Source organism: Methanosarcina sp. MTP4, assembly GCF_000970045.1.
Lineage (GTDB): Archaea > Halobacteriota > Methanosarcinia > Methanosarcinales > Methanosarcinaceae > MTP4.
The window spans coordinates 2581600-2594551 of the sequence record NZ_CP009505.1 but is presented as its reverse complement, the minus strand read 5'-3'; the positions used below and the strand labels follow the sequence as shown (position 1 = coordinate 2594551).

Sequence of the window (12952 nt, the reverse complement as noted above, 5' to 3'; positions counted from 1 at the left end):
AAGTTTAAGCTATTAAACTTAGGCCAGTCCCTTTGGACCTAAAAGTGTTACATTTCAGGTTTTACAGTTCAAGGAGTTTATAACGATGGCAAAAAAGTATACTAGACGAGGACGAGTCAGCAGATCTGCAGGTAGATTCGGGACCAGGTACGGGAGAAAAGACAGGAAGCTGGTTGCAGATCTCGAAGAACGCATGCGTGCACCCCACGTATGTGTAAAGTGTGCCCGTCCGACCGTAAAGAGGATCGGTACAGGTATCTGGAAGTGTAGCAAGTGCGGACATACCTTCGCTGGCGGAACTTACATCCCCTCCACCAGTGTTGGCCAGAACCTTCTGCGCACCATGAAGAACGCCCTTGAGGCAAAATAATTCCGGATTACCGGTATGTGAGGTTGTATGGGTTACAAGTGCACTCGATGTAAACAGAAAGTGGAAATCGATTACGAGTACACAGGCATACGCTGCCCGTACTGCGGACACAGAATCCTGGTGAAGGAGCGTCCGACTACTATAAAGCAGATCAAAGCCGAGTAAGAACTATGTTCATTACTCTGGCTGACGAGTACGGAGTAGTCGATAGTATGAAGGGTTTCTATTGATATAAGCCCTTCTCTTTTCATTTTAAGGCATAGCCTTGACAAAAAACAGATGTCTGCGATCAGGACAGTAAATCTCCATCTCTATTTTCAGCCTGGGCAACAGATCACAGCAGTACGTAGCTGCAACTCCGTAGTACTTTTTTAAGATGCGCCAGAGTTCCCGGACCTCGACCCCATCGTGCACATAAGGCCGCATACTCTCCAGGACCTCCCTGGCAAGCTCTTCTTCTGTCACCTTATCAGACACTTCAATATATTCGACCGTATACCTGGTCACGGTTTCCAGGTCCGTGAACTGTTTTTCCAGGGCGTGTAACTTAATGTTGTGGTACCGGTCTGTACCGCATACAGGGCATTGTGTTTTTATATACATTTTTGAAACCCCCATAATTTACATGTGAATAAAACAGTCTGACATATATAAAAAATAATTAAGCGGGCTGAAAGTAATCGAGAAGAAATTTAAATATGTATGGATATTTTCAAAATTTACAACTGAAAATTATCTCAAAACGGATTAAAAGCAGAAGATTATATGAAATCTATATTTATAAAAAATGAGGTATTATTAGTGTCAAAAAATTATATATAATATAAATATTATCAGATGGAGCTAATACATTGAGAAAAACGGAAAAACAGAATTCCTCCCAATATGATCCAACCCCATGGATTGAGAGGAAATTTTAAAAAACGGAAAAACGGATTTCCTCTTACGATGGTCCAACACCTCGGACTGAGAGGGAATTTTAAAAACGGAAAAACGCACGTTCCCAATTTGATTTAACCCCAATGATTGAGAGATAAACCCCTTTATCCTCTCGATCCTTACTTTTCTATAACTTTTTTCTTTCGGATATCTTTTATCAAAAATTTTAAAACTTGCTTATGCAATATTTGTCTACGTTTAAAAATATTTTCATTTGGGTACATTAGGAAAAACTTTTATTCTTTCAAACCTATGGCGAATTACAAGTTTCTAAAACTTGGAAAAACGGTATAAATAAAAAACAGTCGTCCGAAATGATTTAACCCCTTCAGATTGAGAGGAAACCCTTTGCCCTCTCAATCACCTACTTCTCTATAAAAGATTGGTAGCTCTTTTCTGAAAAAAAACTTTACGATATAATTATTAAGTTTGCTAAATACAATTTATAGAATAGAACGGAGGTGGACCAGCTTCATTTGATCAGGAAAGTGTATCTGAAAAGATACCATGGAATGCCTTAGAGCTCGGAGTCGGATCTATGAAACTGGCCTATTAGTAATCATCCATCTTTGTAAATAAAGTTATTCCGTGCTCCCCCAAACTCAGGCTATGTATCCCTGGAAAGCATATACGTAATCATTTCCGGGGTCAGTTTGTTTTCCTTTACAATCTTTTCTATCTCCTCTGAGGGTGCGCCTTCCAGTTCTAATTTCTTTAGATCTTTAATAACAGAAATCGGGATGATGTAGTATTCGTAGATGTCTTTCCTGTGACCCCATACATCCCCTTCCATGAGCTGGATTCTCTGGATTTCCAGGTACATTTCGATCGCCTTTGAAACCGTCTGACGGTAAGATTCAGGAAGCTGAATTACCTCAACTTTCGGGCAGGCCTCAACAAGCGCAAAAACATCCATGTTCGAGGGGCGAAACGCCAGGTGAACCACTTTTTCATTAGGATCAAGCGTAAAAATCTCTTCTTTGGAACTAACTACACGTATCTTCATTTAATAATTCCCCACTTGTTTATTTTTTTCCCGCTGTTACAGTTCATTTACTTCTGATAAATATTTTACCCCTAACAATCTTTTATAAAATTCAAAAATCAGAATTCCCCCGAACCCCCGGCATATAAGCTTTTGATATCTCAGACACAACGAGGGCCCCGCAATGGATCAATCCGCCGGAGTGCTGATACATTGGGACATGGCAGTAATAAAAAAACTCATTCGTATTAATAAGTGTTAAATTTTCAATCAAAAGTATTAAATAATGGGGGGTCGTAGTACACATTGCGTTCTCATCTCGTCGCCTCCACAACAAGCATTTCCACACATCGAAGAATGAACATTGGGTATTAGGGACAAACATAAAATCAACACAAGCACAACCATACGCCGAATTCAACACCTTGAATCTTTCCTACAAAAAACTCCGTTGAACACCGTTCGAGGCTTCCAGGTTTTCCTGGGTGAGAACGCAAATATTTTTTTTAGAGCTTCGGCGTTGTGTAAAAAATCAGAGCAAAAATCTTTTTACACAAAGCCGCTAGACATTACACGTTTAGAACCGCCTGAGGCGTATCTTCTTTATCCCCCTTCTCTTTTTTCAACCCCTGTTCCCGTTCAATCCAACCCCCACATATATTCAAGAAGCCTAAAAAATGACATTCACGGCTCAACATAAGCCGCGGCCAATTTTGCGCTTTCGGTACCAGTCTTCACGAATGTAGCTGCTTTTCGGAAATCGTTTGTAGCTGATATGATATGACCGTTTTTGTAAGCATCCGCCCCTGTTACTATGAATTTACCTGCCTTATTGTAATCTTGTAGAGCTAACACCCATTGTTTTTGAGCGTCCTGGAGCGTGGAGGATACCGTATAGTTATCATTTTCTTCTTTGGCTTCCCGGGTATCGTTTACAAGATTCTGACCCCATTTTCCCAAAACGTCAGCGTCAAACGACTCCCGGGCACTGCTTATCCCTGCAAAATCAGTTCGAATGATTTTTGATTGATTTTTCGCAGAAGCTATCCATTCTTCATCTTGATATGTGGATGTGTTGGACTGGGGTGAATTTTCCTCAACCTGTAGTGAACTTTCTTCGTCAGCTGATCCCGATAAACTCTCTTCACAATTATTCAAAGTTTCTTCGTCAGCTGACCCCACACACCCCACAGCCAATAAAGTTGCAAAGATTACAAAAAGAACGATAACTTTAGTTACTAATTTCATCACGCCACACCTAAACTTTAGAAATTATGAAAAAAATTAGACGTGAAACTAAATAAATTTTCCTATATTGTTATTCAATCACAAGTTTTTCTGTAGAAATTACACTTTTGGGCCTGCTAAAACTCCCCCGAACCCCCGGCGTATAAGCTTTTGATATCTTTGAAACAACGAGGCCGTCATAAGGTCAAGTCGTTGAAGATCCACCCTGGGGAGATCAGGTGGAGCTCTGGAATACAGCCAGGCCGGGACAGGCAGATCCAGAGGAGCTCAAAGCCTCAGCACGGCTGTCAAAAGTAAAGAAAAAAGTCTTCACGGCCTCGAGTTATCTCAATTCGATTAGTTTCTAGTATGTTATTCTGGTCTTTTTCTCCAATCCCTCCCTCCTAAATATTATTTTTTTTTGCATATGTATTATGAAGTTCGAATAAAATAATTAATTGTAGCAAAGTTGATATGCAATAACTGCCATCTTTGTAAATAATATTTCAAATGTTTGTCTAAGCAAATTCTGAAGTTTTACACAGGGTTGCTTTAAAAAATATTTATGTTTGGAATATCAACAAAAATAGAAAAGAGGGAATAATTATGGTATCTTTAAAAGACATTATGGATGAAGCATCTGCCAAATTAGGAGACGTAAAATTTAAAGGGCTTATGTTAAAAGAAGCCCGGATCAAGAATGGAGCCGGACGTACCCCCGAAGATGTTCTGGGTTGGGACTATATATTCCGGACAAATGATGGAGTTTGCTACAGCTTTTATGGGGCCCAATTCCCATTAATCGGCTTGACACAGGCGGTTCCAATACTCTGCCCCCTTGGAATACAAACCTTTGATTCCTACGAAATTGACTTCAAAAAAGCAATTGAGATCCTGAACACAATGAACTGCGGAGATGTCTTTGTAGCCATGACACTCTCCTGGCCGTTGACTCCTGAATGCACGGAACCATACTGGCACATCAGAACCTCCCTTGGAAACGACATTTCCATAGGGGCCAACAGCGGTAAACCCAATTGCAACAAGATATAAGCGGCCCCAAAAAATATGAATATGTTGGGAGGTTAAACATTATTCAATATGGGAAATGCATTAAATAAAGATACATTCAAAAGCTGCAAGAAGCCGGAGAACCCGGAGCTCCGGCATGCAGCCAGGCTGTAAAACTCCTGTAGAAACTTAAGGATTCCGGGTCTTATCCTCTTATCCCTCCTCTCTTTTTTCTTTCCCTCCCCCAAACCCCCGGCGCATAAGCTTTTGAAACTTTTCCCTCAGAATTTGCTGTCAAGTTTAAAAGTAACTACTCAGCCCAAACAAAAAAGATCAATAGCTATCTTCTTTCAATTTTTCAATATTTTGCCTAAAAGCATTCCCAGGACCCAGATAGTGTATAAATTGATCAGTGACTACACATTTCGTTCTAAAATTATAACCCTTGTGACAGTCCCAACACATGTAAACATCCTGATCGATCTTCCGGTCTTCTGGTGCACAATGAGCACAAGCACCATCAAAACAGCCTTCACACCCGGTAGTGTAACCACCATAAAAGGGACAGATTATAACCACGCTAAAATCCTCAGAGCCGCAAAATGGGCACCTCCCACTTTCAAACGACTCAAAGATATCTTTTTCAGTCAGCAAATGTAATCTCCCCTTTCTTTATGATCGATTAATTCATTTGAAAAAAATTAGACTAGGTACTAAATAAATTTGCCTATTTGTTATCCAATCACAACTTTTTCTTCCGAAATAACACATTCGAAACCGCCTGAGGCATATCCCCCTTACTCCTCTCGTCCTTTCCTGGACCCCTTTTTACTTACATTATCTGATTCCTTTTCCGAAAAACCCGATAGCAACCAGAATCCCACTAAGGGATTTGACTGGAATTTCAGGAATATATTTTCCTAAAATAACAAATACGGCAATTACAAAGAATATTACAAAGAACATTTCTGCCATTGGAGACAAAGCCATAAAATTACCTCTTACATTTCCCGACCCCTGGGCGTTCCTTACAGCCTCTGATCCCTTGTCCAAAATTTTGACTTCGTTTTTATACAGATCATTAAGTCCAGATTCAATATTTTTAATTTCAGTATCTACTCCTGTTTTGAATTCTTTAAATTCATTTTGCGTTCCTTCAAAATTTCCAGATGCATATTTTTGAAAAGTTTGCCTGAAAGGGGAGTCTAAAGTTAAATGCTGATATTTATAGAGACGATTGATACCTTTTTTTGATACTTCAGAAGGATTCTCATACTCATTAATTAATTGAAAAAGTGGATAATAAAAAAGTTCGAGTTGCTTTTGTTTTAATTCAATATCGCTTTTATTCTTTTCAAAAATTAAGGATCTTCTTGTGAATTCTGCATAAAAAAAAGTAATTATCAAAAGTAAAAAAGATGTTATCAGAGATGAACTTACAGCATGTGTTTGTTCTAATTCTATAAAGTACATTGTAAAAAACATAATAACTAACAAAAAGTACGCAATTTCAAAACGATATTTTTTTTTTATTTTCTTTTTCTTGTTACTCATTGTACTCACGTTTTCAATTTGATTATATATAAACAGTTGATTGAACGAAAAAATATTATTCAATCACAACTTTGCTTTTCATAGTCGAAGGCAGATCATCTTTCCCTTCAAGTTCTTTCGCTTTTGCAAAGCACTTCTTAGCTTCCTCATATTCTCCAGCTTCAACATGCGCAATTCCAGCCTTAGTCAATGCCTCAGCTTTTTCTTTTGCAGTCCTTGGAACTTCATCCAGGAGTGCCCTGCCTTCCTCGTGTTCTACAAGAACTTGATACAATTGTGCCATCTTTTTTTCGTGTTCGCGCTGTTCTTCGTGGACGAAATGCTCTGCTAATGCAATTGAAACGATGTCACTCTGGCTCGAATATTTTTCGGATGTTATCCCTTCGTCTATTTTTTTCGCAAGGATTGGAGACACCGTTGCGTTTACAGTGCTTTTTCGTCGTGTAATTGCCATTACAACAGTGTTACAATAGCAATGTATTGTATAAGAAATTGACACAATTATATTACATATGCGTTGTGTACAATTACCACTCAATAATTGTAATTACGATGCAAAATGGGGACAAAAGAATTGAACGATACAACGCAACCCTTTGGAAAAATATGAACCTGGCATTCCCATATTCTCATATCCTATGTATGCAAAAATATAAGCTGCCTCCAGGCGGAGGGAAAGTGAAAAATACTTCATACCCATCATGAGAACTATGTTCATTACTTCTTCTCGCAAACCTTCTGCAAAGACCCGGACGCTTTGCAAGTACCTCTCGCGCTTCACCGGTGCAAGTTATGTGAACCGCGGCAAGATGAGCATGCAGCAGCTTCTGGAGTCTGCAGGAGCCGAACCTCTGATACTCGTGGGAGAGTACCACGGAAATCCCGGAGAACTTGGTTTTTACGGAAAAGCCGGGCAACTTCTTTTTTCTGTAAGGTTTACGGAGTCCTATTCCCCAAAAATCGATTCCCACCGCTTCCGGGAACTGGAACCTCTCTTCTCTGGCAGAGGCGAAATTGCCAATGCTCTTGCATCTTTTCTCCCCTTCGACAGGGTTAAAGAAGCTCCTTGCGATGTCCCCGTTATGTTGGTTGGTGAGGAAGAAATCGATTGCATGGACGAAGGAAAGTCCCTTTTCAAGCTCAATATCAAAAGTTTTAAAGCGTACTGATTTAATATCTATTCTTAATTAAAAATTAAGTTGAGGGGTCCAGAAACCTCTCCAAATTAAAAAACAATTTTTCTAAGGAGGAATTCCTTGAAACTTTCCGCAGAATTTGTGTTCGAATCCGGTGAAGCCGAAAAAATCTACATGGCTGTCCTTCCCGAACTAAACGATGCTTTTTCCGACCGCTCTCTTGTAGGGCTCTCCCTTGAAGCCGACGGCCGCCTTGTACTTACAGTAAGAGCCGAAGATGCCGTTTCCATGCGCTCGGCCCTGAACACCTGGTTCCGGTTAATCCAGATCGCTCAGGAAGTCTCAGACCTCACCGCTGCTGCGCAATAATAGTCGAGCGTCGCACTTAGGCGTTTTTGAGCTCAAGTTAAACCCTTTAAATTATCGAATCTTCTTCAAAATCCACATCCAGCACCGGGAGTTCCCTGACTTTTCCTTCCCTGTCATAGCAGGTCCAGCTTTTCCTGTCATAAGGGGAACCCACGATGATATGGCAGTTTCCGGTCTTTGAAAAGAGGCGCAGGTCAGCCCGGGAAGGCCGGCGGCTGGGACCGGGGTGGCTGTGGACGGAACCTGCGGATTTGACGTTTGGCATCATGTAGAGCCTGATAATTGCGCTTTTGTTGCTGGACTCGGTGCCCGGGAGGATCAGGACTTCGGTAATGACGCCGTCCGTCGCCTGCAGGAGGCCGGCGAACTCCAGGGGAGCCATGGACTTGCTGGCTTCGAGGACGAAGTCCAGGGTTTCGCGGGCAATTCCCTTAATCTGCATACTGGTAAGTTTTCCCGGAAGGGATATATCTGTTTCTGGAATAATTGTTTTCTGAAGATCTTCTTCTCCTTCACCTTCGTCTTCATCATGTAGATTTTTGAGGAATTAGTCTGGGGAGCGTGGGACTCCAACTGCTTTATTCTTTTGGTTTTTTTGTTATTTCTGGAAATTCCGAAATTGGCCTTTCGTGCCTGTTGAAGTTTTCCAGCAATTTTTGATGTCCGTGACAGAAAGTGGGGAACCTCGAATCGATAGTGAAGGTGTAAGCCCAATCCTCTTTATCCCGGACAGAACGGCCTATCGCCTGCACCAGATAGAGGGCGGTCCTGTTTTTATAGAATTTCCGATCCTGCTTTTTTCGTGCTTTGATCTGGATGTCTCCCAGGAAAGGGTAGGGGACTTTGATGATTATCTGGAACCTGGATGTGTCAGATTTGAGGTCAACTCCTTCAGACATCGAAGGGGAACATAAAACGAGAGGTTTTTCGCTCTCTTCATGTTGTTTCAGGACCTCTTCCCGGTTAAGGGAGGTATGTCCCTTGATTCGATCCCGGTATTTCGAATGGTTTTTTATAAAGTGCAGGTTTTTGTAGGTGTTACAGTGGATAATTCCTTTTTGGGTGGGAAATATCTCAAGAATTTCATCGATAGTTTCCACAACTTTATTCATATTGGCTTCATAATCCTTGAAGAGACGGTTGTTTTCATAGCCCAGGTCGCAGACCTGAAGGTGATACAGTTTGTTTGATTCTTTCGAGAAAACAGGAGGAATTTTAATGGTTGCGTACTTTCCTTTTGGAATTCCCAGGTCCTTTGCCATATTATCAAAATCGAGGATGGTAGCAGACATCAAGATATTGACTTCCCCGAATTTGAAATACGTCTCTTGAGCGAACTTGTTGATCCTGACGGGTTTGAACTCCCCTTTTTCAATATCGGAACCTTCCTGTTCGATCTGGATAACCCAATTTTTAGGGTTTTCGGAGTAATCGCCTAAGAAAAAAGATATTGTTGTGTGTTTGTTTTCAAGGTTCTCAATCAGTTTTATAATCGTTTCCTGCACTTCTGATTTCGTTTTTCCTTCGCACGATTTTGGAACGTCGAATGGGAATTCTTCTTCCGTAACTTTCTCTTGATCTTTGGGTAAACTGAGGATAAAGTGGTTGATAGCATTCAATTTCACTATCATGCCGGGAATCTTCATGTACAGGTCATTCAGCCACCCCATCCACAACGGGAGCAACTTCTCCTGCCCGTACTTCATCTGGTCATGGGTACCCAGAGTATCATCTTCAATGTAGGGAAAATCTACACCACCAAGATCTTCAAGAAGCTTTTCGGTGAATGAAATCATATAAAAGCTCATGATCTGCTTTTCGATGTTGTGACATTCATCCGAAACCAGGACCGGCCTTACCCCAAAATCCCCTACATAATTTCCCTCAGTTAAAAGGTAAGGGTAATTATGGATAACTATGTCGCTGTTAAGTGCCCTGGTCTTGTGAAGCCAGTAATTGCATTTTTGGGATTCTTCCGCCTTTTTTTTCCAGAAAAGGGGGCCTCTTGAGGCAGAATATGCCGCAAACAAAGGGTCGTCTGGTTCTGGATCATCTCCTGCAACAACGCAGCCTACACATTTGAACTTTTTATCAAGAACGCAAGTCCCCCTGTTGCACATGATTTCCTCGCCTGCTTCCTTCTCCATTGATGCCTGTTTGCAGACAAAATTCGCTCTGCCCATAGCCTGTATGGTACAGTCTTCAAAATCCCGCAAATATTGTTTCTGCAAACTTTTTTGGTCGGTGCAGATATGCCCCCTTCCAAAATATTTGCAAATAGCTATCGCAATCGGGGATTTTCCACTCCCGGTAGGGGCTTCGACCAGAATGTATTTCAGTCCTTTGTCGAGAGCCTCGACAATGCCTTTGATTATCTGTCGCTGTTCTGGCCTGGTCTCTTCCATAGGAAAACAAGAAAGGATTTCTTCATACGTACCCATCAAAAAACCTCAGTTATGCTATGCCTGGGCTTCACTCATTTTGTGTCCATCCCTGGTCAACTACCCCTGCTTCGGATATAAATTATTATGATGTGATTCTGTTCAGTCGTATGCACTATAGTGCAAACGGTTGTTTTATTTAGGTTCTCAACAAATTATTATGCAGCAAATTGTATAATTCAACCAGCAGATTGTATAATTCAATTAGCAAATGTACAATTCGGGGGTAAGGGTCCGGGTAAGATAGCCGGTCCGGTACACCGGGTTTTTGATTACGGGGGATCGGGATGAGAGGTACGCGCTTTGCTTCGGAGCCGAAGAAGGCTGCAGATATTCACGCTTCGCTTTATGAGGAATCGCTTGACATGCACAGGACTCTCAGGGGGGTGCTCGAGACGGCTAGCAAGGTCCGTCTTCGCACGATCCATGACCTGAGTGTGGCTTATTCGCCCGGGGTTGCGGAGCCCTGCCGGAAAATAAGTGAGAACCCGGATTTTGCCTATTTCTACACCCTGAAGAGTCACACCGTCGCCGTTGTCACGGACGGGTCTGCCGTGCTGGGCCTTGGAAACATCGGGCCGCATGCGGCTTTGCCGGTGATGGAAGGAAAGGCCATTATTTTTAAGGAGTTTGCCGGGATTGACGCCTTTCCCATCTGTCTCGATACCCAGGAAACAGAGGAGATTATCAAAGCCGTAAAGTACCTGGCCCCCGTTTTCGGGGGGATCAACCTCGAAGACATAAGCGCTCCCCGCTGTTTCGAGATAGAGACCCGGCTGCGGGAAGAGCTGGACATCCCCCTTATCCACGACGACCAGCACGGGACGGCTATCGTCATGTTTGCGGGGCTCCTGAATGCCCTTAAGCTTGTTAGAAAGGATTTGAAAGCCCTGAAGATTGTCATGTCCGGCCTGGGGGCTGCCGGGGTCGGGATCTTCAGGTTCCTGGTCCGGGAAGGGGCAGACCCCGAAAAAATGCTTGTCTGCGACAGCCGGGGGATTGTTTATGAGGGCCGAAAAGAGAGCATGAACCCCGTAAAAGAAGAAATCGCCCGGCTGACAAACCCCGAAAAATTGAAAGGCAGCCTTGCGGATGCTTTTCCCGGAGCAGACCTCTTTATCGGGGTCTCGGCTGGAGGGATCGTCAGCGAGGCTATGGTCCGGTCCATGGCAAAGGACGCAATTGTCATGGCAATGGCAAACCCGGTCCCCGAGATCATGCCCGAGGCCGCAAAACGGGCAGGAGCCAGGATCGTGGCAACGGGCAGGTCCGACTTTCCGAACCAGCTCAACAACTGCCTGGGCTTCCCCGGTATTTTCAAAGGGGCTCTCAGCACCTGTGCCAGGAAGATAACCCCGGAGATGGAGACGGCTGCAGCCTATGCCCTTGCAGGTATCGTGAAGGGCGAGGAGCTTTCCGAGGACTACATAATCCCGGGGCCCCTTGACAAGCACGTGGTCCCGGTAGTCGCAAAAGCCGTTGCAGGGGCATCCGTCGAAAGCTGCTCTGCCAGGCATGTCCTGGAAAAAGAAGCGTGAGAGGTTTGAGTTCCAGTTGAAAAAGCTCTGTTTGTGAGACAGGTTTTTTCACATTTTTCTATTCCTCAACCTTTCTATCTGGATCTGATAAGTTCAGTCATGAACTGGAAAGGGATCAGGGGTTATTCGGCCTTATTCCTTTTAATCTCTTCTAATATTCTTTTCTGCGTCTCTGCCATTTCTTTTAATGTTGCATTGATCTCTGTCAGAATCTCTATCGTGTTTTGTGTTATAATGGTTTCCTGGACTTCCACCAGACATGTCTCAGTTTCCTCCATTTCTTCCCTTTGCAGTTCCCGCAGAACATCTCCCAATACGCCAAATTCACGGCTCTTTTCGTCATTTACTGTTTCTTCATCTTCAAGATGCATGCTTCTAACAGTGCCACTAAATATAAATAGATTATTTTTTGAGCTTTATAGAGACTCTGCCTAAATTAACTTTGAGGGATCGAAATCAAATATCGGATACGGACAAAAGGTCAATAATGAATTAATTATGTGCGGTACAAAGGCATATACAGTAAGAAGGAAAAATGCAGTAAGAGGGAAAAACGCAGTAAGAAGGAAAAACGTAGTAAGAAGAAAAAGAAGAAACATTCCCTGTTGCTAAAACCTGGAGGGGAAAAATGAGCGAAATTCAACGAAAGTTTGATGCTATTTCAAAAAAGTATGATGAACAGAGAAAGAAGTTTATACCCTGTTTCGATGACTTTTATGGAATCGCGGTATCCGTGGCATCAGTAGATGCGGAAAATCCAGGCATTCTGGATATAGGTGCCGGAACAGGGCTTCTATCGGCATTTCTGATGGAAAGATATCCGGAGGCATCATTTACGCTTATTGACATATCGGAAAAAATGCTGGACATGGCAAAAGCCAGGTTCGGAAATAACTCAAACGTAAAATACATTGCAGCAGACTATTCAAAATATGATTTCACGGAAAAATATGATCTGGTAGTTTCAGCCGTATCTATCCATCATCTGGAGGATGAAGAAAAAAAGGAACTTTACAAAAAAAGCTATTCCATGCTTAAAGAGAACGGGGTTTTTATTAACGCTGATCAGGTACATGGAGAAACCCCTTTCATAGAAAATCTGAATAAGACGACCTGGAGACAGCGGATCGAAAGTAGCGGCTTGCCCGAAGAAGAAATATTGGCTGCTTATGAAAGGGTTAAACTTGATAAGGATTCAAGATTAGACCAGCAGCTCGATTGGCTTAGAGAAGCAGGTTTTTGTGATGTTAGCTGTATATATAAGTACTATCAGTTTGCAGTGATGTTTGGGAGAAAACTGGATAGAAATAATCGTTGAGGGTTCAAGGTTCGCCAGTGAAACTTTACTTTTTGCTTTTTTATTCTGGAAGGCTGGACTTAAA

At 42.4% G+C, this 12952-nt stretch carries 17 protein-coding genes; 7 read left to right on the top strand and 10 right to left on the bottom strand.

Annotated elements, in window-relative coordinates; genetic code table 11:
- The first annotated feature begins 85 nt into the window (after positions 1-85).
- Together MSMTP_RS10735 and MSMTP_RS18555 are read left to right on the top strand one after the other, a co-directional pair.
- Positions 86-370 (top strand): 50S ribosomal protein L37ae, encoded by a 285-nt coding sequence (locus MSMTP_RS10735; protein ID WP_048179148.1) that lies wholly within the window; start codon positions 86-88, stop codon positions 368-370.
- Positions 371-397: 27 nt separating this feature from the next.
- The gene (locus tag MSMTP_RS18555; RefSeq protein WP_082090591.1) at positions 398-535 is read left to right on the top strand and encodes a DNA-directed RNA polymerase subunit P; all 138 of its coding nucleotides are present in this window, start codon (positions 398-400) and stop codon (positions 533-535) included.
- Between the two features lie 87 nt (positions 536-622).
- Here the strand turns inward: MSMTP_RS18555 and MSMTP_RS10730 are convergent, their stop codons facing one another.
- The 3 genes from MSMTP_RS10730 to MSMTP_RS10720 all read right to left on the bottom strand — a co-directional run bounded on the left by MSMTP_RS10730 (position 623) and on the right by MSMTP_RS10720 (position 3542).
- Complete coding sequence (locus MSMTP_RS10730) at positions 623-973, bottom strand: hypothetical protein (protein WP_048179146.1); 351 nt, start codon at positions 971-973, stop codon at positions 623-625.
- A 943-nt stretch (positions 974-1916) separates the two neighbouring features.
- Complete coding sequence (locus tag MSMTP_RS10725) at positions 1917-2315, bottom strand: DUF1699 family protein (protein ID WP_048179144.1); 399 nt, start codon at positions 2313-2315, stop codon at positions 1917-1919.
- Between the two features lie 663 nt (positions 2316-2978).
- Positions 2979-3542, bottom strand: a complete 564-nt coding sequence (locus tag MSMTP_RS10720; protein ID WP_052718377.1) for a hypothetical protein — start codon at positions 3540-3542, stop codon at positions 2979-2981.
- Positions 3543-4127: 585 nt separating this feature from the next.
- Here MSMTP_RS10720 and MSMTP_RS10715 point away from each other — a divergent pair.
- Positions 4128-4574 carry a hypothetical protein gene (locus tag MSMTP_RS10715; protein ID WP_048179141.1) on the top strand — a complete coding sequence of 149 codons (447 nt, stop codon included), beginning with the start codon at positions 4128-4130 and terminating at the stop codon, positions 4572-4574.
- A gap of 32 nt (positions 4575-4606) precedes the next feature.
- On the opposite strand, the gene MSMTP_RS19295 is transcribed toward MSMTP_RS10715, so the two are convergent.
- The 4 genes from MSMTP_RS19295 to MSMTP_RS10700 all read right to left on the bottom strand — a co-directional run bounded on the left by MSMTP_RS19295 (position 4607) and on the right by MSMTP_RS10700 (position 6540).
- Positions 4607-4780 (bottom strand): hypothetical protein, encoded by a 174-nt coding sequence (locus MSMTP_RS19295; protein ID WP_156153796.1) that lies wholly within the window; start codon positions 4778-4780, stop codon positions 4607-4609.
- 85 nt (positions 4781-4865) lie between these two features.
- Positions 4866-5186 carry a hypothetical protein gene (locus MSMTP_RS19290; RefSeq protein ID WP_156153795.1) on the bottom strand — a complete coding sequence of 107 codons (321 nt, stop codon included), beginning with the start codon at positions 5184-5186 and terminating at the stop codon, positions 4866-4868.
- A gap of 183 nt (positions 5187-5369) precedes the next feature.
- Positions 5370-6086, bottom strand: coding sequence for a hypothetical protein (locus tag MSMTP_RS10705; RefSeq protein ID WP_156153794.1), 717 nt, complete (start codon positions 6084-6086; stop codon positions 5370-5372).
- Between the two features lie 55 nt (positions 6087-6141).
- On the bottom strand, positions 6142-6540 hold the full coding sequence (locus MSMTP_RS10700) for a tetratricopeptide repeat protein (protein WP_156153793.1): 399 nt from the start codon (positions 6538-6540) through the stop codon (positions 6142-6144).
- Positions 6541-6796: 256 nt separating this feature from the next.
- On the opposite strand from MSMTP_RS10700, the gene MSMTP_RS10695 reads away from it, so the two are divergent.
- Both MSMTP_RS10695 and MSMTP_RS10690 read left to right on the top strand, forming a co-directional pair.
- Positions 6797-7255, top strand: coding sequence for an rRNA maturation protein (locus MSMTP_RS10695; RefSeq protein ID WP_048179133.1), 459 nt, complete (start codon positions 6797-6799; stop codon positions 7253-7255).
- A gap of 87 nt (positions 7256-7342) precedes the next feature.
- Positions 7343-7591 carry a KEOPS complex subunit Pcc1 gene (locus tag MSMTP_RS10690; RefSeq protein ID WP_048179131.1) on the top strand — a complete coding sequence of 83 codons (249 nt, stop codon included), beginning with the start codon at positions 7343-7345 and terminating at the stop codon, positions 7589-7591.
- 46 nt (positions 7592-7637) lie between these two features.
- Here MSMTP_RS10690 and MSMTP_RS10685 read toward each other — a convergent pair whose 3' ends face one another.
- Together MSMTP_RS10685 and MSMTP_RS18030 are read right to left on the bottom strand one after the other, a co-directional pair.
- Positions 7638-8033 (bottom strand): Mov34/MPN/PAD-1 family protein, encoded by a 396-nt coding sequence (locus MSMTP_RS10685; RefSeq protein WP_048179130.1) that lies wholly within the window; start codon positions 8031-8033, stop codon positions 7638-7640.
- A gap of 136 nt (positions 8034-8169) precedes the next feature.
- Positions 8170-10032 (bottom strand): helicase C-terminal domain-containing protein, encoded by a 1863-nt coding sequence (locus tag MSMTP_RS18030; RefSeq protein WP_052718376.1) that lies wholly within the window; start codon positions 10030-10032, stop codon positions 8170-8172.
- Between the two features lie 287 nt (positions 10033-10319).
- Here MSMTP_RS18030 and MSMTP_RS10675 point away from each other — a divergent pair, with 287 nt between their 5' ends.
- Complete coding sequence (locus MSMTP_RS10675) at positions 10320-11570, top strand: NADP-dependent malic enzyme (protein ID WP_048179128.1); 1251 nt, start codon at positions 10320-10322, stop codon at positions 11568-11570.
- A 122-nt stretch (positions 11571-11692) separates the two neighbouring features.
- On the opposite strand, the gene MSMTP_RS10670 is transcribed toward MSMTP_RS10675, so the two are convergent.
- Entirely contained in the window at positions 11693-11941 is a 249-nt protein-coding gene (locus tag MSMTP_RS10670; RefSeq protein WP_048179126.1) for a hypothetical protein, read from the bottom strand.
- 257 nt (positions 11942-12198) lie between these two features.
- Here MSMTP_RS10670 and MSMTP_RS10665 point away from each other — a divergent pair, with 257 nt between their 5' ends.
- On the top strand, positions 12199-12888 hold the full coding sequence (locus tag MSMTP_RS10665) for a trans-aconitate 2-methyltransferase (protein WP_048179124.1): 690 nt from the start codon (positions 12199-12201) through the stop codon (positions 12886-12888).
- Positions 12889-12952 lie beyond the last annotated feature (64 nt).